The following is a 24075-nucleotide window of genomic DNA, read 5'->3' as shown; positions in this document are numbered from 1 at the left end:
CACTGATCAGAGCCAGAAGATAACGGTGGCAGCGGTCGTAGCGGGTGGCGACGCGGTGCCAGTCGATGCCGTGCGGTGCGCCTTCAAATAGGTCGCGTCGATGGCTCGTGGTCCGGATCTGCCTTTCAACGGAGTTTGGAAATCGGCCTTTTGGGCCGGGAACTGACGGTCAGCTTTCAGGCGAGCCGCAAAAAGCTGGCGCTGGTTTAGCCGGGCGCCAGTGATCGGGCCTGGGTAGGCATTGGGCACACGCAGCCTCGATCACAAATGCTCAAACCCGAGCAGAGCCGACCCGGGAACTAGCGCGAACGAGAATGGGCGGCCGCGCATCGATTCCTTTTGCCCCCAGGTTTCAAATCCACCGTCATCTTCAGGGTTGAACTGGCGCGACGGCGCTGCTATTTATTTCTTCTGTTGGAAAGCCTTTCCATTGAATGGAATTATATGAACACCGATCAGTGTCCCCCTGGTGAGAGCGTACCCAGCGAGGGACATCCGATTCCAGATTTGGATGGGTCCGATCTGCCCACCTTTGTCGTGCGTGATGGCGCGACATTCTTGCTCTGCGCGATCACTGCGCAAGGGCGGCGCAGTTTTCCCCACACGGCTGGCGCACAGCACGCCGAGGTCGGTCCTGAAGGCGTCCTTTACAGCTTCTCGACAGTCCATGTGTCCTCTTCGCAGTCCGTGCCGTACACGATCGGCTATGTAGATTTTCCCGGAGATGTCCGTGTCTTGGCAAAGGTGCGGGGCTCCCATCACGCATTGGGCTGTGACTGTGCCGTTCGCCTTGCCAGCGAGGGTTCCGAATGGTTCGTCGAGCCTGTCGCGGGGGAAGGCCAGTGAGCCGCGCCTTCATCGTGAGCGGCGCGATGATCCCGATGGGGAAACATCGTAATTCAAGCTACGGCGGATTGGCGGTGCCGCCGGTCCGCAAGGCAATGCGAGACGCTGGTCTCGAAGCGAGCGAAATCGACGCCGTGTATTGCGGTCATGCCTTCGGCGGAATGCTTACGGGCCAACGCATCGTCAAGGAGGTGGGGATCGGCGGCGTTCCGATCTTCAACATCGACAATGCGTGTTCGGGCGGTGCCAGCGCCTTGCATCTCGCCTGGAAGAGCGTGTGCAGCGGGGAACATGCTGCGGCGCTCGTAATCGGGGTCGATAAGCTCACCCAGTTCGGTGGGGGCACCTTGCCGCTGGTCGCGGAAGATATCGAAGTGCAGAGCGGCATGGTCATGCCCGCTTTGTATGCGATGCGGGCCCGGCGATACCTGTACGAACGGGGCGTGTCGACCGACGTGCTGGCGCAGGTTAGCGTAAAGGCGCGGCGCCATGGCGCGATGAATCCTTTCGCACAGCTGCGCAAACCGACCAGCGTCGAAGAGGTTCTCGCGTCTCGGATGATTTCCGACCCGCTTACACTGCTGCAATGCTGCCCGACTGGCGACGGCGCGGCCGCGGTCATCGTGGTGAACAACGACATTCGCAAGCGGCTAGCGTTGCCGACGGTGGAAATTAGCGGATCTGTGCTCCACTCCGGAACGCCGACATCGGGCTTCCGCAACATGTTGCAACCGGAGATTACCCGGCACTCCGCGAGCGATGCCTTCGAGCAGGCGGGAATTGGGCCGCAGGACCTGGATGTCGTCGAACTCCACGACGCATTCTCGATAGCAGAGCTTGTATATTATGAAGCGCTAGGGCTCTGCGAAGCCGGTGAATCCGCATCCTTTCTGACCTCGGGCCAGAGCAGTTTCGGCGGCGCCGTCGTCGTCAATCCCAGCGGCGGGCTGCTTTCGAAAGGGCATCCTGTTGGCTGCAGCGGTGTCGCGCAAATTGTCGAACTCTACTGGCAACTGACGGGTCAGGCGGGCGCACGACAGGTGCCGAATGCGCGCGTCGGCATGACGCACGTCACCGGCGGTGGCATAGCTCGCCTCGATCATGGCGCATGTGCCATCCACATCTTGAATGCACTGGACAGAATATGACGGGGAACAGCGACGAAGGACCGGGCACGAGCAGCATCAGCCGCGCCCTCTACCTGTTGGCGCACTTGGCCGACGCGCCGGGCCCGGTAACGGTCAAGCAGGTCAGCGCCGATCTGAAGGTGCCGCCATCTACCGCCCACCGGCTGCTCAACGCGCTCGCCGCTGAAGGGTTTGTAGCCGCGTCGGGCAGCGGCATCTATCGCATCGGGCCGCGCTTCTACCGGATCTCGGCGCGCGTGATCCAGGGCATGTCCCAGGTCACTATCGCCCAGCCCATCGTGGATGCACTGGCCGCAAAGTATAATGAGACGGTTCTGCTTGGACGGTATGTCGCCGCTGATCGGGCGATGAACTTTGTCTACCGTGCTGACGGTAGCCAGATGCTGACCTACCAGATCGATCTTCACCGGCCGCTGTCGTTATATTGGGGAGCGTCTGGCAAGGCGATCCTCGCATTCTTGCCGGAGAATGAAATCGAGCAAATCCTGCTTCGCGAGGCCGCCCCGTCGGTGTCGGGAGAGAAGCCGCCGTCCTTGCGTGCGAGAATGGCGGAACTACGCGAAGTGCGCGAGCGGGGATACGCGATCAGCGAAGGGCAAAAACTGCGCGGTGCGCGAGGCGTCGCCGCTCCGGTCTTCGACGCAAAAGGCGTTTTCGGCTGCCTCTGCATGACCTCTCCACAGGAGCGCATGCCCCACGCCAGTATCGATGCCATCGTTAAGGATATCATGGAAAAGAGCGACGAGATCTCGCGGTTTCTCGGAGCGGCCAGATGAGTTCGCCCGGCCAGCCGCTACATGGTGTACGCGTCCTCGATCTCACCACATTTCTTTCCGGACCTTTTTGCACGCAGATTCTTGCGGACCTTGGTGCCGAGGTGATCAAGGTCGAATCGCCCGACGGCGATTCCAGCCGACACATCCCCCCTCATTTCCTGGACGGGGAAAGCCTGTACTTTCTCGGGATCAACCGAAACAAGCAAAGCGTCTCGCTCGACTTGAAGAAGGATCGCGGGCGGCAGTTGCTGCTGGATCTCGTCGCGAAAGCAGATGTCGTGGTCGAGAACTTCCGGCCCGGCGTCGCGCGCAAGATCGGACTGGACATCGAGACGATCGCGGCCAGCCATCCGCGGTTGATTTGGGCGTCGATCAGCGGCTTCGGTCAGGCCGGGCCGGACAGCACAAAGCCCGCCTACGACATGATCGTGCAGGCGCTGTCGGGCGTGATGAGCATTACCGGGGAGCCGGGCCGACCCGCGGTCAGGCTTGGCATCCCGGCTGGTGACACGGTGGCGGGTCTCTATGCCTGCATCGCCATTTGCGCAGCCCTGCATCGCCGAAATTCTACGGAACGCGCTGAGATTATCGATGTCGCAATGCTCGATTGCCAGCTCGCGATGCTCTCGTATCAAGGTACCTATTCGCTTGTCGCAGGAACGGATCCGGGCCCTCAGGGCGCGGGGCACGATTCGATCCCGACCTATCGAACGTTCAAGGCCCGGGATGGCCGCGAACTGGTCGTGACGGCGAACACCGAAAAGATGTGGCAGGGGCTGTGCAGATCGCTCGATCTGTCAGAGTTGGCGGGTGATGCGCGTTTCGCGACCGCCTCCGACCGACTGAAGAATCGTGTGGAACTGTGGGAGTTGCTGGAGGCGGCATTCCTTGAAAAGGATGCAGTCGAGCATGTCGACAACCTCCAGAGCAACGACGTCCCCGCCGCGCTGATCAAGCGCGTTCCGGAGGCCCTTGACGATGCGCGTGCCGCAAATCGCGGCATGATCGTCGAGATGCAAACGCCCAAGGGGAAGCGGATCGAGGTGGTGGGCAATCCCATCAAGTTCGCCAGTGGCAGGGGCCCGGAGCCGACCTATCCGCCCACCCTCGGCCAGGACAATGTTTCCGTCTTGTCGGCGTGGCTGGATATACCGCGATCCGTCGCGGACGACCTGCTGGCCGACGGTGTGCTGGGGAATGGCTCGGCATGAATGGCCGGGCGCGGCCAGCGATCCCTGTGATCGCGTTCCACGCGCTTGGCCTCGACGGCCATTCGTTCGAGCCGCTTCGGGGAAGCCTGTCGGACGATCGGCCCCTGATTGCGGTCGATCTTCTGGGCCATGGAACGATGCGCGATCGTGCGAGCGATCGCCTTGAGGATCATGTCACCCACGCCGCAGAGCGTATCCGGCAGGTAGCGGACGGCCCGGTCCATCTGTTGGGACATTCGTTCGGCGGCGCGGTCGCGGCACTCGCCTGCCAGCGGCTTCGCGGGGATGGCCATGATATCGCGTCGCTCGCGCTTCTTGCCACGCCTTCGGCGGGAGGAAAACTCTATGCCGATCGCGCCGATGCTACCCGCCTCAACGGTGTCGAAGCGTTCAGGGAAGCCACCCTCGCCCGCTGGTTCGGCGATGCGCCGCCGCCGCACTGGCAGCCGCATATCGACTATGCATCGCGCTCGCTGACCTCCCTGCCCGCCGACGCCATCGCATCGACCTGGCTGGCACTCGCCGCTTTCGGCGATTTCTCCAGTCTGGATTCTCCGCCGGCAACTCTGTGCATCGCCTCTGCGGACGACCTGTCGACGCCGCCCTCGGTGATGTCGGGGATCGTGGATGCGATCAATGGCAACGCGACCGGGGCGGGTGCCGGACTCGAGACGCTGCTGACGGGCGGGCACCTCTTTCCCCTGACCATGGCACCCGATGCCGCTCGATTGCTCGAGGCGCATTGGGTCGCCGTTGAAGGCGCAGACATCGTGCCAGCGGGGGCGCGCGCATGAGCCGGTACAAGGACGGCACCATCCTTGTGGGCGGGCGAAGCATGATCGTGCGCAGGTCGGGAACGCCTGAGGGACAGGCCATATTGCTCCTGCACGCGCTGGGTCTGGACCGGCGCGCATTCGATCCGCTTCGCGATGCGCTTGGCGGATCGCTGGACGTCATTTCCTATGACCATTGCGGCCATGGCAGCCGTGCAGGCGACACGGGCTTCACGCTTCAGGCGCTGGTCGACGATGCGCTGGCCATGATCCGCTGGGTCGACCGGCCGGTTCACCTGCTGGGCCACGCCCTTGGCGGTGTTGTCGCCACGCTTGCGGCAGTGTCCCTGCGCAGTGACGTGCAAAGCCTCACGCTCGTTGCCACCCCGCTCGAATCCATGCCGAGCTTTGCCGAACGGGCACGACAGATCGAAGCTGGTGGCATGGCGGACACCGTCGAACAATCGCTGAAACGGTGGTTCGCCGGCCTTGAAGACCTACCCGCCTACCACAGCGCATTCGCCTATGGGCGCGACGCGATCTCGGCGGTTTCCGCCACAGGATATGCTGATGGCTGGCGGTCGCTAGCAGGGTTCGGACGCCTCCCGCTGGAAGCTACGGAGCTGCCGCCGACGCTCTGCATCGCTGCCGCCGACGATGCCTCGGTCCCGGTCTCGTCGTTCGACGGCGTACTTGCCGGAGGCGCGAAGGCGCGTGACGGGCTTCAGCTCGAAGTGCTGCCGCGTGGCGGGCACATGCTGCCGCTGACCGATCCGGATCGGCTCGCGCGGCAGCTCATGCAATATTGGAAGGTGCCCCAGCAATGAGCGTCACAGCCACCGCGTCGTCCGGATCTCTGCCGCGCGGCCTGCGCGTCGCGGTGACGGGCGGCAGCGCCGGAATCGGGCATGCGATCTGCACCCTGCTGAATGTTCAGGGCGCCACGGTTTTCAATCTCGACCTGAAACAGGGATCGGCGGGCGGCGCGGAAGCCTTTATCCACACCGACCTCCGCTCGTCGGACAGCGTTCGCCAGGCGTTCGAGAAGATCGGGCAGGCTGCGGGAGGTCTCGACGCGCTGGTGAACAACGCCGGTGTCGCGTTCGTTGGCGGCGTCGAAGATGGCAGCGACGAACAATGGCTCGAGCTGCTGAACGTGAACCTGATGGGGTACCGGCGCGCCACCGTCTGTGCATTGCCGCTGCTGCGAACCTCGCGCTCGCCCGCGATCGTCAACATCTCGTCATGCTCGGCCACGTCCGGCATCACCCAACGCGCAGCCTATTCGGCGTCCAAAGGTGCGATTCACAGCATGACGCTTAGTATCGCGGCCGACCTGGTACACGAAGGCATTCGCGTGAACGGCGTCGTCCCCGGCACCGTCGAAACGCCCTTCATGCACGCGCTGATCGACGCGGCGAGCGACCCTGCCGCGCAGCGCCGCGAATATGAGCAGCGACAACCTACGGCAAAGATGGTCGATCCGACCGAGGTCGCGCACGCCGTGTCCTTCCTGATCAACCCCGCATGTAGCTCCGTCACCGGATCGTTCGTCGTGGTGGATGGCGGCCTGGCCTCATTGCGGACGTTACGCAGCTAACAGACTAATTCAAAACGATAAAAGCGAGAGGACCAAGATGACAACCCACCCATTCACCCTGAACCGAACCGGTTCCCGCCGCCACCGGATCGCCCTGATCGACGGGCCGAACATGTCCAGCCTGGGCGCCCGCAGCAAACAGGTTTACGGGACGATCCGGTCGCTGGACGACCTCAAGGCCTTTGTCGTGTCCGCGGGTTCGGATATCGGCGTGGAGGTCGAGACCTTCTCGTCCAACCACATGGGCGAGATTCTTGAATATATCCACGGATCGGCCAATCGGGTCGACGGCTATATCATCAACCCGGCGGGTCTGACGACGATGGGCGAGGCCGTCCGTCACGCGCTTGAGGATACGACCAAACCGGCCATCGAGGTGCATTTCGCGAACATCTCCGGCGCACCGGGAACCCCGCGCGGTCTGGCCAGCGGCAAGTTGATCTCGACCTTCACGCACACCGCGACCGGCCTCTGCATGGGGTTGCGCCAATATAGCTACATCGCCGCTTTGGTGGGCCTGGTGATGGCACTCGACGACAAGGGTTTTCTCGGCGGCGAACTCGCGGACCCGGAGACGGCCTGAGTCCTGCGCATAAGCAGTCCGACGCCGGCCCATGGCTCCGACAGAGAGCTTCGACCGGAACAGCCACAATGCTCGAAGGGTAGGGGGTATCTGAACTATGGGACGGCGACATTTCCTGTTGGTGGGGACGTTCCTCCTCACCATGCTGCTGTACGTGGACCGCGTCGTGATCTCCGCCGCGAAGGAGCAGATCACGGGCGACCTCCAACTGAGCGACACCCAGTTCGGCTGGGTGATCTCCGCGTTCGCGCTCGGTTACGCATTGTTTCAGGTACCCTCCGGCCAGCTTGCCGATCGCATCGGGCCGCGCAAGACGCTGGCTGCGATCGTCGTCCTCTGGTCCGGGTTCACCGCGCTGACCGGGGCAGCCTGGGGCTTTCTCTCCCTGCTGGTGTTCCGCTTTTTGTTCGGCGCGGCGGAAGCCGGCGCGATGCCGGCCTGTGCCAAGGCTGTGTACAGCTGGCTTCCCACCGCCGAACGCGGCATTGCCAACGGCATCAACCTATCGGGTACGCGCGTCGGCGCTGCGCTGGCGCTTCCCGGCCTCGCCTGGATGCTTTCGACCTTTGGGTGGCGGCAAACCTTTGTCATCATGGGCGCAGCCGGCCTGTTATGGGTCTTCGCTTGGTACGTGCTGTTCAGGGATCGGCCTGAAGACCATTTCGGAATGCCCGAAGCGGAAGTCCAGCAGATCGTCGCGGGGCGAACACTTGCCACGCCGCACGCCGATCCGAGCAGGCACGGGTCCGCGTCGCATCAGGGCGGCCTGTGGCTCGTCGTCACGCAGTATTTCGCGTCGTGTTTCACCTTCTTCTTCGCGCTGTCCTGGCTGTTCCCATATCTGCAGAAGACCTACGGTCTGACCACGGTCGAAACCGGCGTCATGACCGCCATCCCTCTGGCGGCCGGCGCGGCAGGCAACTGGCTGGGCGGAGTGGGATCCGATTTCGCGGTACGAAGGACAGGCAGCATCGCATCGCTGCGTTATGTGGCTATCACTGGTTTCGTCCTGGCGGCGATCGGGCTTGTCGGAAGCCTCAATGCCGAAACGGCAATAGTGGCAGTGGCTTTTCTAAGCCTTACCGTGTTCGGTGCCGACATGACCCTCCCGCCATCCTGGGCATTCTGCATCGATGTTGGCGGTGAAAGGGCGGGAACGGTCACCGGTCAGATGAACATGGTCGGTGCATTCGGTGCCTTCGCAACCGGACTTGCCTTTCCCTACTTGTACAGCGCCTTCAATTCAGTGACCCCGTTCTTCCTCACCGCCGTTGCGCTGAACCTCACCGCAGCGATGCTTTGGATGTTCATACGGTCCAGGCGGTCCGGACCCGAAGCTTCCACCAGTTCAGCGTAGAACAGGCATATCACCGGGCAAACGTCGCATCGCGCTCTTGGGTTCTCATCTCCGGGACACGCAGCTCAGCGCCGCAGGGATGGTTGTACATGGACGACGACAGGAAGCTGGAACTCTCGCGGCGGGGACTGCTCGTCGGCAGCGCCGCGGCGGCGGCGGCCACCGCAGTGCCGAGTGCTGGTACTCAAGCGACGCCGCTGCGGCCGAACCCCGCCACGATGCCGGTCTCGTTCGAGGTCAATGGAACGCGTTACGATCTGGACCTGGATACCCGCACGACGCTCCTCGATGCGTTACGCGAGCATTTGAAGCTCACCGGCACGAAGAAGGGATGCGACCATGGCCAGTGCGGTGCCTGCACCGTCCTGGTGAACGGCGAGCGGATAAACGCCTGCCTCAGCCTGGCGGTCCAGCATAGCGGCGACGCGGTGACCACGATCGAGGGGCTGGGCACGATCGAACAGCTGCATCCGATGCAGGCCGCCTTCATCAAACACGATAGCTACCAGTGCGGTTACTGCACCCCTGGGCAGATCTGCTCGGCAGTAGCGGTGCTGGACGAGATCAAGCGCGGCGTTCCGAGCCATGCGCAGGTCGATATCGCGGCCCGGCCAGACCCGAGCGACGCTGAGCTGCGCGAGCGCATGAGCGGCAACATCTGCCGGTGCGGCGCCTATTCCAACATTGTCGAGGCAATGGCGGAAGTCGCTGGTGCACGCACATGAAGGCTTTCACCTACGAGCGGGCCAAGTCGCCGTCGGAGGCTGCCGCAGCCGTCGCCGGCACGCCGGGCGCCAAGTTCCTCGCTGGCGGCACGAACCTGCTCGACCTGATGAAGTTGCAGATCGAGATCCCGACGCATCTGGTCGACCTGCAAGATCTTGGGCTGGACCGGATCGAAAAGACGCCGGAGGGAGGCATGCGGGTCGGTGCGCTCGTGACAAACACCGCGCTGGCTTCGGACCCTCGTGTCCGCCGCGACTATGCGGTGCTCGCACGCGCAATCGTCTCTGGCGCATCCGGTCAGCTCCGCAACAGGGCAACGACTGCTGGCAACCTGCTCCAGCGGACCCGCTGCCCCTATTTCTATGACCCCAACCAGCCGTGCAACAAGCGGCAGCCCGGTTCCGGGTGCGCGGCGATCGGTGGCTTCTCGCGCCAGCTCGGCGTGATCGGCACGTCCGACGCTTGCATCGCGACATATCCTGGCGACATGGCCGTAGCTCTTCGCGTGCTCGATGCGACCATCGAGACGGTCGATCCGCAGGGCGCAACCCGTGCGATTCCGATCGCCGATTTTCACCGGCTATGGGGCGACACGCCCCACATCGAGACCGAGCTGAAACCCGGCGAGCTGATCACTTCGGTCACCCTGCCGCGTCCGCTCGGCGGCCGGCATATATACCAAAAGGTGCGCGATCGGGCGTCCTACGCCTTCGCGCTCATCTCCGTTGCCGCTGTCCTACAGCGGGGCGGAACCGGGCGCGTTGCCGTTGGCGGCGTCGCCCCGAAGCCCTGGCGCGTTCCCGCGGCCGATGCCGCCATCCCGCAGGGGTCCGGCACCGTTGCCGCCAGGCTGATGGCGGGCGCGCGACCGACCGAGGACAACGCATTCAAGGTTCCGCTGGTCGAGCGCACGCTCGCCGCGGTTATGACCAAAGCGAGCGCAGCATGAAGTTCGACGCGCCATCCGGCCCCAACCCGATCGACCGCATGAAGGTGGTTGGCCGCACCACCAGCCGGATCGACGGTCCCGTGAAGACCACGGGCGCTGCGCCGTATGCTTACGAGCGGCACGACGTCGTGGCGAACCAGGCCTATGGCTATATGCTGGGATCCGCGATCGCCAAGGGCCGGATCAAGCGCATCGATACGGCCGATGCCGAGCGGGCGCCGGGCGTGCTTAAGATCGTCACCGCCGCCAATGCCGGACCGTTCGCGACGTCGCGGCACAACACCGCCAGGCTGCTCGCCGGCCCCGAGATCCAGCACTACGACCAGGCAATCGCCCTGATCGTAGCGGAAACCTTCGAGCAGGCACGGGCGGCCGCGACGCTGATCCGTGTCGACTATGCCCGTGTTCAGGGCCGCTACGACCTGGCGGCGCAGAAGGATACGGCGCCTTTGGTGGGCGGGAGCAGCGGCGAGGGAAGCGCAGCAGCAGCTCTGCGCACCGGGGATTTCGAGGCGGCGTTCGCCGCCGCCCCGGTCAAGCTGGACGCCACCTACTCGACCCCAGACCAGAGCCACCAGATGATGGAGCCACACGCCTCCATCGCGGCATGGTCTGGCGACGAGCTTACCGTTTGGACATCCACCCAGATGGTCGCCTGGGCGGTGCAAGACCTCTCGCATACCTTCCTGATCCCGCAGGAGAAAATCCGCGTGCTATCGCCCTATGTGGGCGGGGGATTCGGAGCGAAGCTCCGCATCCGAGCCGACGTCGTGCTCGCGGCGCTGGGCGCGCGTGCGGTCGGGCGTCCGGTGAAGGTCGCGATCACCCGTCCGCAGACGATGAACAACACGGTGCACCGTGCAGCGACGATCCAGCGCATTCGGCTCGGCTGCGACCGAGAGGGGCGGATCGGCGCGATCGCCCATGAGAGCCTTTCGGGCAATCTGGAGGGTGGAAGGCCGGTAACAGCCACCGCACAGACGCGCCTTCTCTATGCAGGACTCAATCGGCTCACGTCGATGCGCCAGGCGGTACTCGACCTGCCCGAGGGCAACTCAATGCGCGCACCCGGAGCGGCGCCTGGCATGATGGCGCTCGAGATCGCCATGGACGAGATGGCCGAGAAGCTGGGGCTCGATCCGGTCGAGTTCCGTATTCGCAACGACACGCAGGTGGATCCCGAGAAGCCGGACAAGCGCTTCTCCGAGCGCCAGCTGGTGCGCTGTCTCCGCGACGGTGCGGCGAAGTTCGGGTGGAGCCGGCGCCCGATGCGACCCGCCCAGCGGCGCGATGGCAGCTGGTGGGTCGGTCTCGGTGTATCCTCGGCCTTCCACAACAGCCCGGCGATGAAGTCGGCCGCACGCGTGCGGCTGGAACCGTCGGGCCGCATCCTGGTCGAGACCGACATGACCGACATCGGCACGGGCAGCTATACTATCATCGCACAGACCGCCGCGGAGATGATGGGCGTGCCGCTCGACATGGTGGAGGTGCGGCTCGGGGACTCGCACTTCCCGGCGGCGGCAGGGTCCGGCGGGCAGTTCGGTGCGTCGAACTCGACCTCTGGCGTGTACGCGGCGTGCGTGAAGCTGCGTGAAGCCGTGGCCCGACAGCTGAACATGGAGCCCGATCGAGCCGTGTTCGAGAGCGGGCATGTCGTTGCCGACCGGCGCCGGGTAAGTCTCGCCGACGTGGCTAGGGGTGGCGCACTCACCGGCGAGGACGCCATCGAATATGGCGACATGAGCAGAAGTGTACATCTCTCCACGTTTGGTGCCCACTTCGTGGAGGCTGCGGTTCATGCTTACACAGGCGAGGTTCGGGTGCGGCGTATGCTTGCGGTGTGCGCGGCGGGACGGATCCTCAACCCGATATCGGCGCGCAGCCAGATGATCGGCGCGATGACGATGGGCGTGGGCGCGGCTCTGATGGAAGAGATGGTCGTCGATAAGCGGTTCGGCTTCTTCGTGAACCACGATCTCGCCAGTTACGAGGTGCCGGTGCATGCCGACATTCAGGAACAGGAAGTCCTCTTTCTTGATGAGGCGGACGAGATGGCCAACCCGATGAAGGCGAAGGGGCTAGGCGAGCTCGCCATCACCGGTGTGGCTGCTGCGGTTGCCAATGCGATCTACAACGCGTGCGGCGTGCGGGTACGCGATTACCCACTCACGCTCGACAAGCTTTTGGACCGGTTGCCCCGCATCGCCTGACCAGCGGACATTTACCCAGTGGATGTGAACAAGGCCGCTGACCCCGGCTTTCGTGCCGGCCCAGGCACCAAATGTGTCACATCAGATTGCGGTGAGGCGAGCGCGCGCTCGCCTCACCCAAGAGTCTAATCGGCAATCCTGCGAACCAGCGCGACCCAATCGTCGGATCCGCCGGACGGCGGCGTCCCGAGCGGGGCGAAGCGCGAATTGCGGACGGACCGGCTGGCCCCCGATTCCAGCGAAGCGGGTCCGCCGGAGATCTCCTTCACGCTGCCCTTGCGCAACGGGCCGCCCGCGACGGCGTCGTACCAATCGACGCTGTAGCGCCCGCTTTCGCCGAGCAGCGACAGAGCAGCGGGCGTGCCGGCGCGGGTATAGACGATGTAGGTCTTGCCGTGATCGGCGAAGACATATTCCGTCCTGGTGATGGTCAGATCGTCATCCGCAACCATCCCGAGGGCACGCTCACCGACATGTTCGTTGAAGAACGCGATTGCGTTTCTGCCATCGCTGAACTTCAGCGCGCGCGTGCGGTCGTTCTCGCATCCCAGGTCGTGGCACTTATTCGTCCAGCCATAGTACATTTCCATCCCCGCCGCCCCGGCGAGCAGCGCATTCCAGATGGAGTGCCGGCGGTAGGTCTCCCGCGTCGGGGCAATTTCGGGCTGAAACTTCGGCGGTGCTCCCGCCAGTGCATCTTTGGACAACATCGGCTCCGCGCCCGGCTGGCCGGGGGGGATGTCGCCCGGACTGAACGACAGGACGCCCTTGGTAGGCAGTGTGTCCAGGTCGAATCCGGCATCGATGGGCGCACCCGGGCCCGCCGTGCCGGATTCGTCATAGCCGATCACGACGCGGCGCCCCGCCTTGATGGAGGCGTTGGTCCATTTCACGATATCGGGACGCATGTCGGAAAAGTCTATTGTTGCCCCCTGCATCGCCAGTCCGTTCATGGACGATCCGCTGGAGAGGTGAGGCCGGAAGCGCTCTTTCTGGCGCGGATAGGTCGCCATAACGAGCGGGTGGTCATAGGGATCGAGGGAATCGATGTACTTCGCCTGCGCCCGAACAACATCCGGCTCCTGCGTATTCTCCTCGCCCATGTTCCAGGACACGGCGAGGAAATGATTGAAGCGTGCGACCATCTCCCTGATGTAGATCTTCCGCTCGCGGCCCAGCTTGCCGCCGTCCATGAAAAAGTTGTTCTCGACCTCCTGCATCTTGAAATGCACCTGGAGTCCAAGCTCGTCGGCATACGAAAGCGCACGCTGCCACTGGGCCAGCTTCACAACGTCGTAGCGGTCGTGCTCCACGCCCTTAGCCCACTGATCGGCGGTCGAGAGTTTTGCATAGCTGTCCACGGACACGCGCATGACCTGAGGAATGACATTCTGATCGTCGCCGCCGACGTTGAACAAGAGCATGCTGACACTGTTGACCCCGGCCCCTTGCAGATAGGCGAAGCGGCCCAGCAATCCCTTGCCGCGTTCGTTGCCCCAGGTGAACGACTTGGCCCGGACGTCATAATCCCGAACGTGAGGCTGCCAGTCGTGCCGCATACCCCTCGCGTTCGGCGTGCGATCGAAATCGACGTAAGCCAGCATGTTTTCCGGTGAATCCACCCCGAGCTTGAAGAATGGGCGGCCAGTGCCGGACCAGCGATAATATTGCTCTCCGCGATATTGCAGCAGCCCGCGGGCACGGACATTGTTTCGGGGCGTGGCGGATACCGCGAAACCGCCGGTCGTCCCATCAATCCCAACAACGGCTTCGCCACGCTCGTCGTTTGCCACAACATCTTTGCCGGTCCGGAAGCTGACCCGATAGGTCCATTCGCCCGCTTCCATGGGCACAAAATGCGCGCGCCACAGCTTCCCGTTCGTGCAACCGCGATCGGCAGCCTCGGCGCACGCCGCGAAATAGCCCGGCACCGAGTATTCGCGACCGGAACGACTAAACGTGACATCGAGCCTGTAGTCAGCGAAGGGGTTGGGACCGGCTGCCTGATCGAGCTCAGGTCCTTCCACGTCGATCGTAACCGGGTCGTAGATCCCCCCGGCATCGCGCGCAGTGACGGTGGGCTGTGCCGCCAGCGGTGTGCCAAAGGCTAAGGCGAGGAGGGTCAACCACCGCAATGGACGACCCAACAACAAGGTTCCGATATAATTCACGCCATTCCCTCCCGCGTTGTGCGATGCCACCTTCCCCATCGGGGGACTCGCTATTGATCCTTCAACTTCGCTGCCAGAAACCGCAGCACATCGGCCTCGGTCGCGGCCTTCGCCGCCGCGTTGGCTGTGATCGATTGCCGGGATTGGGCGGGGGTGTCGTAGCTGTGGGTGGCACCTTCGAACATGCGGATCGCGATGTCGTTGCCCGCCGCCCTGCTGCGTTCGACCAAGGTTTCGCAAACCTTGGGCGAGACCTTCTCGTCCGCCGTGCCCATGAACACGCGGACGGGGTTATAGGGCTTGTAACCGTCCTTCTCGAACCGCTTGTTGAGGACGCAGCCGGGGTAGATTGCGACCCCCACCGTAAAGCCGAGTGTGCGCATGTCGCCGGGCTTGTCGTCGGCCATCCCGGCGAGTGTGGTGATCGCGCCGTGAGACCAGCCGAACAGCGCGACGCGATTTGCGATGACGTCGGCACGCGACCGGAGGAAATCGAGCGCGCCATAGGCATGCAGCGGGCGGAAATCGACAGGGTCGATGGCGGCAGGGCGACCGGCAGACGTGCCGGCGAACCCAGCGGGGAAGCCGATCGAGCCGAAATCATCGACCATGAGGGCAGCATAGCCGTTGCGCGCCAACAGCATGGCCCACGCCTTGTGGCGGCTGGACAATGTGGAGGCGTCATACTTGCCCTTCGCCGATGACGCGTATGCGCCGGCGCCACCGTGCATCATCACGACAGCGGGGAGTTTGGCACGGGCTTTGGCCGGCTTGAACAAATAGCCCTTAACTTGGGTCTTTCCGTCGCGGCTGGGGAAGGTCACGGTTTCCACCTTCACCTCCTGTGCCACGGCGGGGGCGGCGATTGTCACGAGGGTAGCGGCAATCAGATAGCGCATCGCGTTTCCTTTCTTGACCGGGTCGATCTCACACTTCGGGCGCCTCGCGCTTCGTTGGTGAAGTCGATGCTGGCGGTGGTGATGCCGAGGGAGGCGAGCGCCGCCCGACTAATCATCGTCGTCATGCGCGACGCTCCATCCGGAAGGTGGCATAAGGCTTGAGCGAGGCGATCACTTCGATCGGCTCGGGCGGACGCCAGTTGAACTGACGCACCTCGATGTGGCCCGGCGTGACATCGAATAGTGTGAAGCCGTTTTTCTCCTGGGTTTCCGCCGTGTCGGTGCCCATCAGTTTGCCCGGAGTGCTCGGAAACATTCCGCGTCCGTGGCTAGGCCAGCCGGTGGCCGTGCCGATCGTGCCCGCAAGGACCGCCTCGAGCGGATTGGCCGTAAGATCGATGTTGCCGCTGCGCGTGAAATGCTTGGCGCCACTCGCGTGGATATCGCCGGATATGGTAATCGCAGGGCGCTCCCGCTGTTCGGTCAGCGCCTTGATCAGCCGCTGGTGCTGGTCGAACCAGCTCGTCCGCCAGAATTCCTTGTCGCTGTCCCTAGTGCCTGCTGGCGGTGGGTCCTCGTACCAATCGCCAAGCTTGCCCGCAGTCCAGCCGAACGGGACCGACGGGACGTGAATGTAATGACGGGCCTCCGATCGGCGCAGCCGTTCAATCAGGAATCGTTCGACGTCCGGAAACAGCATGCCGTTAGCGGTCCTGGTATCCAATCCGCGGCGACAATCGAACAATGCCAGCTCGGCGAGCTTTCCAATTCTGACCGTCTCGACCGTTTCGGATGTCAAGGCCCCACCGGGCAATTGCGGACGACCCAGGGCGAAGGGATAGGCGATTGCCGATGCGCGGCGTTGCAGATTGAGGGTGAAGGCACGCGGCGGGAAGGTGTACCCCCACGTGCCACCATTGTCGTTTTCAAAATAGTCGTGGTCGTCGCTGATGAAGACCAGCGGCACCGAGGCGAACCGGTCCTCATAAATCGACGCGATCTGCCGTCCGATCACCGTGTTGAGCGAACGGCGGTTGGTCTCGGAATCGAATCTCAGATCCTGGTCGATCCACGCGATCCTGCGATAGATTTCTTCGTTGCGCGCCCGGCTCCGGGCACTTCCGCGGATTTTCAGTGCGGTGTCGAGGTCCCAGTAGATGTGATCGCCATTCGCCACCGCCAGATCGGGCGAGAAGCTCAACGCACGATCGAACAGCGCGCGCCGCACGTTCACCGCCAGCGCGCTCTTGGCCTCGTCGCCACCCGCACAGGTGAAGAACAGAATCCGGAACCGCTCGGGCCGGTCGTCCAAGTCGGGCAGCGTCTTGAGCCGCCACGGTGCGCGCAGCGCGGCACCATATTCATCGGTCAGGGTCAGCTCGTGCGTGGTGCCGCCTTTGAGGCCTCTCTGAACGAAGCCCCAGGAATAGCCGTCCACATCCATTTGTTGCGCCGTGACCCGTCGCCCGTCGATCGTCAGCACCGGCGCTGCGGACGGCGGCGTGTCGAGCAGCACTTTAACCGCCAGCGTGTCATGGCTCGCCGAAGGCAGCAACGCTCTGACGGTGCGGGTTTCGGCGGTGCTCGCACGCGACCAGGAGACACCGCCGAATAATACCCCGCCGAGGCTCGCAGCAGCGGCACGGTGCAGGACGGTTCGTCTGCTATGCATGATGACCTCCTTCTCGTGGCTGTCGTCCGCCTGCACGCCAATCCAATGGGAGATCCCTCACCGCGCGTAGCGGTGAGGGCTAGCCCGGCATGTCTACAGTTCAGACTTAGAATTCCGCACTGAAGCCCAGCGACACGGTCCGTCCGTACGGGTTCGATACATAACGGTTGATGCCATGCGTCCGGCCCAGTGTGCCGCTATAGAATGGCGGAGCCTTATCGAACACGTTGTTGACGTTCAGGAACAGCCTGGCGTCAGCGGTCTTACCGAATTTCAGCCGGTATGCGACGTTCAGATCCAGCCTCGTATCCGATTCGACCACGTCGCCTCCCCCGATGGGCCGGTTGTTCGCATCGAGGATCAGCGGCGTAACGGCATCATTGTCCCAGTTCCTGTAGGAGCCGGTATGAGTCACGAACCCGTCGACCGAAAGCCCGCCCAGATCCCAGCCAAGCTGGAACCGTAAGCGAGTCTGGATCGAGGGGAAGCCGGAGTTGAAGCCCGAGGTGTTGAGAATACTGAACGGCTCGCCGCCGGTATTCTGGTCAAAGCGCGTATAATATGTGCCCGTGGCGCCGAACGTGAATTTGCCGATATTCTTGGTTCTAAATTGATATTTGAGGTCGGCATCGATTCCCTGGACGAACAGGTTGAGCACATTGGCCATATCGTTGTTGATCATGAAATAGGTTACGGCCGGCGGCGTCACGTCGATCGAGCCGCCATTGGCGACATTGCCAAACTCGTTTATTTGGGTCGTCGTGCAACCTGTTGGGCAGATTGTCAGGCGGTCCCGCATCGTGGTGGAATAAAACTGTTGCGTGACCTCAAGCCGGTTTACGCCGCCGAAGAACTTATTGCTCCAGAATGTCACCGATGTTCGAAGGCCGGGGACCTGCGCCGGCGCGAAGTCGACGCCGATGGACCAGCTGTTACCCGTCTGCGGCTCGGCGTCAGGCCCGATGCCATAGTCGCGGGTCAGGCCCGGATTAACGGAAGTGCCGATCTGGCACACGACGACCGCAGTCGCGCAACCGGGCAACAGCTTAACAGCCGGATAAATTTCAACCGGAACGTAGAAGGCCTGGGAGTTCGTCACTCCGACTGCTCTCCGCCGATAGCCGAGTTCCGGAATCCCGATCGTAGCCATAGGCGGCGCGACAAACGCGGTTGCATAGTTACCGCGCAGCCTCAGCCCCTTGGCCACCTCCCAAGTGGCCGCGATCTTGGGATTGGTGGTGTCTCTGACGTCGCTGAATCGGTCATATCGAGCCGAGAGGCTCAGGTCGAGCCGCCGCACGAGCGGTATTCCCATGGCCTCCGAGACGAGCGGAACCGCAACCTCGGCATAGCCCGAGAGGACATTCCGGTCGAGGTTGAAGGCAACTTCTCCGGCCGCATCGACATCCAGGACTCTCTGTTCGGCCCAATAATATTCGCCGCCAAACGCAAGACGCACGTCGCCGGCCGGCAGTGCGAACAGCACGCCTTGCGCCTCCAGCTTTGTCTGGTTGAATCTGTTGATATGCCGGGTGTAGCCTTGGTTGACGTAGAGGCTATTCAGAACCGCAGCCGAGGTCCTGCCGGCATTGGGCTGCCAGACGTCCAGTGCGTTCTCCGTCGTCAACGGGATGGCTGGATTAGCGGCACTGACACTACCGTTCGCGGCCGTGGTGCCGTTCAGCGCCCGCCGTACGCAGGCGGTGCAGATCGTATCCCTTTCGCGCGTGAAGCTGGTGCTATCCCCGTACGCATTGCTGAGTGTTACACTCCAGCTATCGGACAGCTTGTATTCGGCGTTACCGTAGAGATACACTGATTCGTTCTCTAGGTCTTGCGTGCCGTAATAATTGTCGGGTTTGATCGCGGCAAAGGATACGATCTGCTGCGTCACATTGGGCTCGCCTGCCGGCGCCACATAGAATGGATTGCGCTGGGTGACGCGAGTCGACCCGGGACCGAAGACAGTCACGTTGTTGACGTTCGCGGGACCGAAGTCGTAACTGTTCTCCTGCACATTGTAATTGGCGGTGGCAGTCACCGTCAGCCGGTCACCGAAGGACTGGTTTAAGCGTATCAACCCATTGGTGCGCTCCATGCTTCCAAGCGCACCCGCATAGATCGAATTGTTGCAAGGCGCGTTTTCCGTAATCAGTTCTGTGGGTGTCGTCGCCGAGGGTGACAGATAGGCCCGCGTCGTCCCGGTCGCGGTCGTACGAATCGTGGCCGGCATGCAGTTGAACGTGTTGGTATTGCGGCCGCCGAGCGGACGGTAATCGCCCATGGCCAGGATTTCCCGATCCTTCTTCCACAGCGGAGAGGCATACATATGCTGGACCGCGAAATAGATGCCGCCGGTGGCCCATTTCGTTCCCACGATGCCGTTGACGTCGATGCTGTGCCACTTGTCCGCGAGCCGAACTCGGGCGGTTAATTTGGCTCCGCTGTACGATGGCCGGGTGATGTAGTTCACCACACCCGCGACAGCATCGGAGCCATAGATGGACGACGCTCCGTCCGCCAGCACCTCGACCCGCTGGATCGCGCTGACCGGAAGGATGTTGGGATCCGATTGGCCATAGCGTATGCCGGCGCCGGGGACGCGCATACCGTCAATCACAACCAGAGTCGTGTTGCTCGCGCTCCCCGACAGGCTGTGGATTTGCGGCGAGAAATAGGAAAATACGTTCTCACCGATCCCTTCCGCGCCCGCCGTGGTTATTGCCGGCACGGTGTTGATCAGCTCGCTCAGGTTGGTTGCGCCCGTTTTTGCAATAGCTTCCTGGTCCAGCGTGACGAGGTTCGATCCAATTGGAGCGACGCCGCGAATCGCGGTGCCCGTGACGACGATTTCCTCAGCGGGTGTCTCGCCCTCCTCGGTTTTCTGTACGGTTACCCGGTCCCCCGCGGCTTCCTGCGCAAACGCGGGCGCGATCCCGAGAGACGAGGCGGCCAACATTATGGCGATAGTCGAACCCGATCCGTTCAGCCGAATAGTCATAACCCTCTCCTCCCAACATTCATTTTCTCGTTTCAATTCGCACCACCCGCTGCGCCATCTTTCCTCACGAAAGGCCCTAGGCGGCTACCGCGACGTACTCCTAACTTGCTCTACAAAATTCCGTTGATCGGAACGTCATTCTATCTAAGGAAATCCTCTAACAGATGGGTTCCGGCTTTTCAACCCTTGGCCGGCGATGGCGTGCTCGCCTCGCATCGCTATTCTGTGGTGGCTCACCTAAGTCGTGAGGTGGCGCATTAATCCCGAGTTCGCCGCCCACGGCCTGTGGATCACGCCGTCGGACGGCGCGGGGCTCGCGATCAGAGCGGCACGGGCGGTGCGCGGTGAGCGCGGCGTTTTCAGGCGCGGCTCGATCTCGTCGATCTCCTCGCCATAGCCGCGAATAACCTTAGCTTCGCTGTGGACAGGCCAGATTGTTACGTTGATGAAGCCACGACGTCCAAATTGGGCATTCAGGGCGTGAACCTTGCCGAGGATGGCGCCCGTAGGGCTGTGCGCGGTGCTTGGGGCGTTGGCTTCAGGCCTTAGTGAGTTGCGCCCATTCGAGCCCGAACTTCGCCAGATATTTGCGCAGTCGGTCGGCGTCATTGGCGGAAGTCCGGCGCGCGCGCGAAGCAGCGAAGAGCGCCCGGCCGGCTTCGGACAGCGAACGGCTCCTGCGGCGCCCCGGCCTCGCCGCCGATCCCACCCCGCTGCCCGAACGCGAGATCGTACCGGTCGCCGAAGCCGTCATCGCCGCGAGCGGGATCCAATTCCCGCATCGGCGGTTGCCAAGCCTTCTACGTCCCCGCCCACGACTTCGTGCAGCCTGTCCAACATGTCTCGGGGGGAGGACCACTCAAGGCAAGCGATGCAGGTGATATCAATGCTGACCGACACTCCTGACCGTATCCTCCGGATCAAGACCGTTCTCGAACGCACCGGCCTTAGCCGCTCAACCATGTATCGGAAGATTCAGAACGGCACCTTCCCGAAGAACGTGCAGATCAGCACCCGCTGCGCGGGCTGGCGGGGATCCGCCATCAATGCCTGGCTGCACAATCCGATGTTCTACTCCGTCGAAGCGGGCCGGTAGCACTCCCGCCAGCCCCCTTTCCGTCCAGCTTGATTTTTTACGGGGGGTAGACCCGCCCATCCGTCGTCGTGCTCTGGCCAAATAGGAGGCTTGGAATGATTGCTACGACACTACGCTTGGATCGGACCGCTTATGGCAAAGAGGCGACCGACAATTCTTTCGATGCACACAATCGATCATCCCTCGAACCCATAACGGTGCGCATTCCCGAGGCGACGAGATTGCTCGGGATTAGTCGGTCGAGGGTGTATGAGTTGATCACATCAGGAGACATTGAGGTCATCAAGCTCGGCCGCACGACACTCGTTCCTGTCGCCCGCCTGCACGCGTTGGTGCAACGCCTCAGAGAGCAGCAGATAGGCTAATGGTGCTCGCACTTCGGCGTCCTGCTCCCGTCGGGCGACCGCTAGCGTCGGACGCCGAAGTGTCTATTCTCAACCAATGGCTTTCGGCGTTTTCATCCACCGATCCGACTCAATCTATGATGATAGCCCCGCCGAGCGGTATCAATTTCCTGCGCAGTATCTGAGCCGCGCCCAGCCAACCGAGGGCGACTGGATCATTTACTACGAGCCACGCAAGGTCCCCGGCACGCGGGGCTATTTCGCGGTCGCTAAGGTGGAGCGCATCACCCCTGACCCTTCAACATCCGGTATGTATCTCGCGCTGATCGAACCGGGCTCCTACCTCGATTTCGCCAATCCCGTGCCCTTTGCTGGGCCGCAAGGGCCGATTGAAACTGGCGTGCTGAACGAAGAGGGACGTATTTCCGGGCGCGCGCAATCTGCCGTGCGCCCGATCTCCGCAGCGGATTTTAATCGCATCATCAACATTGGGCTGAGTGACGACGCGCCGCTGCTGCCGCGAACCGACGCAATTGCAGAGGGCGACAGACTGCGGGAGCAGCCGGTGCCTTTCATCTTCGAACAAGACCGTATCCGCGTTCCGGTGCTGACCTCCCGGCTAGTCAGGGACCGGATCTTCCGACGCACCGTCCTGCGTGCTTACGATCAACGGTGCGCGATCACCGGTCTCAAGCTGATCAACGGCGGCGGACGCGCCGAGGTCGAGGCCGCCCACATTAAACCGGTCGAAGCGAACGGCCCTGATATCGTCAGCAACGGATTGGCGCTTTCCGGTATTGCGCATTGGATGTTCGACCGGGGCTTGATCAGCCTTGGCGACGATCTGGAGATCTTGATCTCGCGCCAAGCCAACGACCCCGACAGCATACGCGGCGTCATCAACAAAGGCGGTTACGCTCTCCAGCCAGATCGCCTGATCGAGCGGCCCCATCCACATTTCCTAGAATGGCACCGCAAGCATTGCTTCAAGCGGTGAAGGCCCCTTCGCCGACCGCGTGCGCGCAGACAATCGAGCCGTGGCGGTATGCAGAATTGCAGATTGGAAAGGGCGCCGGTCCCCGACGCCCTTACTACGTTGTCACTATCCTGGGTTATCTAACCCTCTCGCTCTTTTTTTCGGGACGATCTCGCGGCGATGCTCCGGATGCTGTCTCGGCAAGGGGTCGGAGCGACAGCAATATGTCCTCCTGCCGGCCCGTCGCGTAGCTCATCGAGATAATCGCTCCACCATTGGTGCATCGCGACACGCTCGTGCCAATAGGCGCCGCGATTATATGTGCCGCGAACTGCATCCTTGTCCGCGTGCGCCAGCGAGCGCTCGATCGCGTCCGGGTTCCACTTTCCGCTTTCGTTGAGCAGGGTAGATGCGGTGGTCCGCAGGCCATGCGCGGTAACCTCCCCGGCCGCATAGCCCATGCGGCGAAACGCCTGGTTGACCGTGTTCTCGCTAAGCGGCCGTCGAGAGGTGTGAAACGCCGGGAAGATATAGCCGTCGGGACCGGTCAGTTCGTGGAGCTCCGACAAATAAGCCTTCACCTGCCTATACAGCGGGACCGAATGCGGTCGCCGCATTTTCATCCTCGTAGCCGGGATGCGCCAGACCGAATTGTCGAAGTCGATCTCGGGCCATACCGCCTGCCTTAGTTCACCCGGTCGGGCCATCACATGTGGCGATATCTGCGCCGCGAGCCGGGTGATCCGATGGCCAGGATAGGCGTCGATTGCGCGCAACAGTTCCCGAACGCCGCGGGATCGAGGATCGCAGCGCGGTGCGTCGTCTTCGGGGTGATCAACGCGCCACGCAGGAGTGAGATTGGATCGCCTCTGCCCGGCCAGTCGCCACGCCATAGCGAAACACGCGACCGGCGAATGATCGACAGCGCCGGGCCGTCTCGAGCTTCCCCTTAGCTTCGAGCCGCTTCAGCGCTGCTAAGACGTCGATCGGCTTGAGGTCCGCGATTGGCTGGCTGCAAAGCGGCCGAAGCTGCTCGAGCAGCCACCCGGCCTTCGCCGTCGCCGTATCGGCTCGCCCCTCGGCGATCATCTTTTCGATATATTCCTGGGCCACATCGCCGAAGGTATTCGCCGCTTTATAGTGGGCCATGAGCTTCTCGCGCTTGCGTTCTGCAAGCGGGTCGATGCCATCACGCAGCTTCTGCCGGGCCTCGTCGCGCTTCTGTCTTGCCTCCGCGAGAGTGACCTCCGGGTAGCGGCCGAATGCCAGGCGCTTGTCCTTGCCAAGATAGCCGTACTTGAAGCGCCAGAGCTTCGAGCCGCTCGGATGCACCTCGATATAGAGCCCGCGCTCGTCGGCCTTTTTGTAGATGCGTTCCTTCGGCTGAAGGGCGCGTATTTCCAGATCTTTCAAAGCCATAACCCAAACTCCCGATTCGATCGGTTCTGTTCGGATGGCGCCCATTTTTCCGGTCGAAATGGCCCACCGGGCCATCGTTTTTCCGGGGCCATTTTAGGCCCCGTTCGTGGCCCAATATGGCCCTGGGATCGACTGGAACCTGCTCGGACATTTTCGCACAGAACCGAGCAAAAGTGGCAGATTTCTGCCGTTTTTGTCGATGTGCTGGGATGCCCTGACACAGGGAAATGGTGCCCAGAAGAGGACTCGAACCTCCACGCCCTTGCGAGCGCCAGCACCTGAAGCTGGTGCGTCTACCAATTCCGCCATCTGGGC

The 24075-nt window shown here is 62.7% G+C and carries 21 protein-coding genes, 1 tRNA gene and 1 pseudogene; 16 read left to right on the top strand and 7 right to left on the bottom strand.

Annotated elements, in window-relative coordinates:
- Positions 1–444 precede the first annotated feature (444 nt).
- From SSO01S_RS17290 to paoC, 12 genes are all read left to right on the top strand, one after another.
- The gene (locus SSO01S_RS17290; protein WP_083943050.1) at positions 445–846 is read left to right on the top strand and encodes an OB-fold domain-containing protein; all 402 of its coding nucleotides are present in this window, start codon (positions 445–447) and stop codon (positions 844–846) included.
- Positions 843–1994 (top strand): thiolase family protein, encoded by a 1152-nt coding sequence (locus SSO01S_RS13325; RefSeq protein WP_066799519.1) that lies wholly within the window; start codon positions 843–845, stop codon positions 1992–1994. Before SSO01S_RS17290 ends, SSO01S_RS13325 begins: the two co-directional genes overlap by 4 nt.
- Entirely contained in the window at positions 1991–2770 is a 780-nt protein-coding gene (locus SSO01S_RS13320) for an IclR family transcriptional regulator (protein WP_066799517.1), read from the top strand. The genes SSO01S_RS13325 and SSO01S_RS13320 overlap by 4 nt, the downstream gene beginning before the upstream one ends.
- Positions 2767–3981, top strand: a complete 1215-nt coding sequence (locus SSO01S_RS13315) for a CaiB/BaiF CoA transferase family protein (protein ID WP_066799515.1) — start codon at positions 2767–2769, stop codon at positions 3979–3981. The genes SSO01S_RS13320 and SSO01S_RS13315 overlap by 4 nt, the downstream gene beginning before the upstream one ends.
- Positions 3982–4007: 26 nt before the next feature.
- Positions 4008–4775 (top strand): alpha/beta fold hydrolase, encoded by a 768-nt coding sequence (locus SSO01S_RS13310; protein ID WP_169798358.1) that lies wholly within the window; start codon positions 4008–4010, stop codon positions 4773–4775.
- Positions 4772–5581 (top strand): alpha/beta fold hydrolase, encoded by an 810-nt coding sequence (locus SSO01S_RS13305; RefSeq protein ID WP_066799512.1) that lies wholly within the window; start codon positions 4772–4774, stop codon positions 5579–5581. Before SSO01S_RS13310 ends, SSO01S_RS13305 begins: the two co-directional genes overlap by 4 nt.
- The gene (locus SSO01S_RS13300; RefSeq protein ID WP_066799510.1) at positions 5578–6354 is read left to right on the top strand and encodes an SDR family NAD(P)-dependent oxidoreductase; all 777 of its coding nucleotides are present in this window, start codon (positions 5578–5580) and stop codon (positions 6352–6354) included. Before SSO01S_RS13305 ends, SSO01S_RS13300 begins: the two co-directional genes overlap by 4 nt.
- Before the next feature lie 37 nt (positions 6355–6391).
- Positions 6392–6937 (top strand): type II 3-dehydroquinate dehydratase, encoded by a 546-nt coding sequence (locus SSO01S_RS13295; RefSeq protein WP_066799508.1) that lies wholly within the window; start codon positions 6392–6394, stop codon positions 6935–6937.
- A gap of 142 nt (positions 6938–7079) precedes the next feature.
- On the top strand, positions 7080–8294 hold the full coding sequence (locus SSO01S_RS13290) for an MFS transporter (RefSeq protein WP_218000370.1): 1215 nt from the start codon (positions 7080–7082) through the stop codon (positions 8292–8294).
- 89 nt (positions 8295–8383) lie between these two features.
- Positions 8384–9019, top strand: coding sequence for an aldehyde dehydrogenase iron-sulfur subunit PaoA (paoA, locus tag SSO01S_RS13285; protein ID WP_066799504.1), 636 nt, complete (start codon positions 8384–8386; stop codon positions 9017–9019).
- On the top strand, positions 9016–9969 hold the full coding sequence (locus SSO01S_RS13280; RefSeq protein WP_066799502.1) for an FAD binding domain-containing protein: 954 nt from the start codon (positions 9016–9018) through the stop codon (positions 9967–9969). Before paoA ends, SSO01S_RS13280 begins: the two co-directional genes overlap by 4 nt.
- Positions 9966–12182, top strand: a complete 2217-nt coding sequence (gene paoC, locus SSO01S_RS13275) for an aldehyde oxidoreductase molybdenum-binding subunit PaoC (RefSeq protein WP_066799500.1) — start codon at positions 9966–9968, stop codon at positions 12180–12182. The genes SSO01S_RS13280 and paoC overlap by 4 nt, the downstream gene beginning before the upstream one ends.
- A gap of 125 nt (positions 12183–12307) precedes the next feature.
- Here the strand turns inward: paoC and SSO01S_RS13270 are convergent, their stop codons facing one another.
- The 4 genes from SSO01S_RS13270 to SSO01S_RS13255 form a co-directional block, all read right to left on the bottom strand.
- Entirely contained in the window at positions 12308–14353 is a 2046-nt protein-coding gene (locus tag SSO01S_RS13270; RefSeq protein WP_169798357.1) for a DUF5060 domain-containing protein, read from the bottom strand.
- Between the two features lie 50 nt (positions 14354–14403).
- Entirely contained in the window at positions 14404–15252 is an 849-nt protein-coding gene (locus SSO01S_RS13265; protein WP_066799496.1) for a dienelactone hydrolase family protein, read from the bottom strand.
- Between the two features lie 121 nt (positions 15253–15373).
- Positions 15374–16960 (bottom strand): alkaline phosphatase D family protein, encoded by a 1587-nt coding sequence (locus SSO01S_RS13260; RefSeq protein WP_066799494.1) that lies wholly within the window; start codon positions 16958–16960, stop codon positions 15374–15376.
- A gap of 70 nt (positions 16961–17030) precedes the next feature.
- The gene (locus tag SSO01S_RS13255; RefSeq protein ID WP_066799493.1) at positions 17031–19925 is read right to left on the bottom strand and encodes a TonB-dependent receptor plug domain-containing protein; all 2895 of its coding nucleotides are present in this window, start codon (positions 19923–19925) and stop codon (positions 17031–17033) included.
- 244 nt (positions 19926–20169) lie between these two features.
- On the opposite strand from SSO01S_RS13255, the gene SSO01S_RS18120 reads away from it, so the two are divergent.
- Positions 20170–20322, top strand: coding sequence for a hypothetical protein (locus SSO01S_RS18120; protein WP_157073777.1), 153 nt, complete (start codon positions 20170–20172; stop codon positions 20320–20322).
- 141 nt (positions 20323–20463) lie between these two features.
- On the opposite strand, the gene SSO01S_RS13250 is transcribed toward SSO01S_RS18120, so the two are convergent.
- Entirely contained in the window at positions 20464–20679 is a 216-nt protein-coding gene (locus tag SSO01S_RS13250) for a hypothetical protein (protein WP_066799492.1), read from the bottom strand.
- 132 nt (positions 20680–20811) lie between these two features.
- Between SSO01S_RS13250 and SSO01S_RS13245 the strand changes: the two genes are divergently transcribed.
- The 3 genes from SSO01S_RS13245 to SSO01S_RS13235 all read left to right on the top strand — a co-directional run bounded on the left by SSO01S_RS13245 (position 20812) and on the right by SSO01S_RS13235 (position 22362).
- Positions 20812–21021: a helix-turn-helix transcriptional regulator gene (locus tag SSO01S_RS13245; RefSeq protein ID WP_066799491.1), complete on the top strand. Its 210-nt coding sequence runs from the start codon at positions 20812–20814 to the stop codon at positions 21019–21021.
- Positions 21022–21116: 95 nt separating this feature from the next.
- Positions 21117–21386 (top strand): helix-turn-helix domain-containing protein, encoded by a 270-nt coding sequence (locus SSO01S_RS18090; RefSeq protein WP_066799489.1) that lies wholly within the window; start codon positions 21117–21119, stop codon positions 21384–21386.
- A 76-nt stretch (positions 21387–21462) separates the two neighbouring features.
- Positions 21463–22362: an HNH endonuclease gene (locus tag SSO01S_RS13235; protein ID WP_066799482.1), complete on the top strand. Its 900-nt coding sequence runs from the start codon at positions 21463–21465 to the stop codon at positions 22360–22362.
- Between the two features lie 119 nt (positions 22363–22481).
- Here SSO01S_RS13235 and SSO01S_RS13230 read toward each other — a convergent pair.
- Positions 22482–23760 (bottom strand): annotated as a pseudogene (locus SSO01S_RS13230) (tyrosine-type recombinase/integrase).
- A gap of 228 nt (positions 23761–23988) precedes the next feature.
- Positions 23989–24075: transfer RNA gene (locus tag SSO01S_RS13225), tRNA-Leu, on the bottom strand.

Source organism: Sphingomonas soli NBRC 100801 (genome assembly GCF_001591025.1).
Taxonomy (GTDB): Bacteria; Pseudomonadota; Alphaproteobacteria; order Sphingomonadales; family Sphingomonadaceae; genus Sphingomonas; species Sphingomonas soli.
This window is presented reverse-complemented; position numbering and strand designations above follow the sequence as displayed.

Coding starts and splice junctions, on each gene's coding strand:
- SSO01S_RS13280 (WP_066799502.1), top strand. CDS start 9,016: ATGAAGGCTTTCACCTACGAGCGGGCCAAGTCGCCGTCGGAGGCTGCC.
- SSO01S_RS13305 (WP_066799512.1), top strand. CDS start 4,772: ATGAGCCGGTACAAGGACGGCACCATCCTTGTGGGCGGGCGAAGCATG.
- SSO01S_RS13265 (WP_066799496.1), bottom strand. CDS start 15,252: ATGCGCTATCTGATTGCCGCTACCCTCGTGACAATCGCCGCCCCCGCC.
- paoA (WP_066799504.1), top strand. CDS start 8,384: ATGGACGACGACAGGAAGCTGGAACTCTCGCGGCGGGGACTGCTCGTC.
- SSO01S_RS13250 (WP_066799492.1), bottom strand. CDS start 20,679: ATGACGGCTTCGGCGACCGGTACGATCTCGCGTTCGGGCAGCGGGGTG.
- SSO01S_RS13320 (WP_066799517.1), top strand. CDS start 1,991: ATGACGGGGAACAGCGACGAAGGACCGGGCACGAGCAGCATCAGCCGC.
- SSO01S_RS13315 (WP_066799515.1), top strand. CDS start 2,767: ATGAGTTCGCCCGGCCAGCCGCTACATGGTGTACGCGTCCTCGATCTC.
- SSO01S_RS13300 (WP_066799510.1), top strand. CDS start 5,578: ATGAGCGTCACAGCCACCGCGTCGTCCGGATCTCTGCCGCGCGGCCTG.
- SSO01S_RS13245 (WP_066799491.1), top strand. CDS start 20,812: ATGCTGACCGACACTCCTGACCGTATCCTCCGGATCAAGACCGTTCTC.
- paoC (WP_066799500.1), top strand. CDS start 9,966: ATGAAGTTCGACGCGCCATCCGGCCCCAACCCGATCGACCGCATGAAG.
- SSO01S_RS13235 (WP_066799482.1), top strand. CDS start 21,463: ATGGCTTTCGGCGTTTTCATCCACCGATCCGACTCAATCTATGATGAT.
- SSO01S_RS18090 (WP_066799489.1), top strand. CDS start 21,117: ATGATTGCTACGACACTACGCTTGGATCGGACCGCTTATGGCAAAGAG.
- SSO01S_RS13290 (WP_218000370.1), top strand. CDS start 7,080: ATGCTGCTGTACGTGGACCGCGTCGTGATCTCCGCCGCGAAGGAGCAG.
- SSO01S_RS13295 (WP_066799508.1), top strand. CDS start 6,392: ATGACAACCCACCCATTCACCCTGAACCGAACCGGTTCCCGCCGCCAC.
- SSO01S_RS17290 (WP_083943050.1), top strand. CDS start 445: ATGAACACCGATCAGTGTCCCCCTGGTGAGAGCGTACCCAGCGAGGGA.
- SSO01S_RS13255 (WP_066799493.1), bottom strand. CDS start 19,925: ATGACTATTCGGCTGAACGGATCGGGTTCGACTATCGCCATAATGTTG.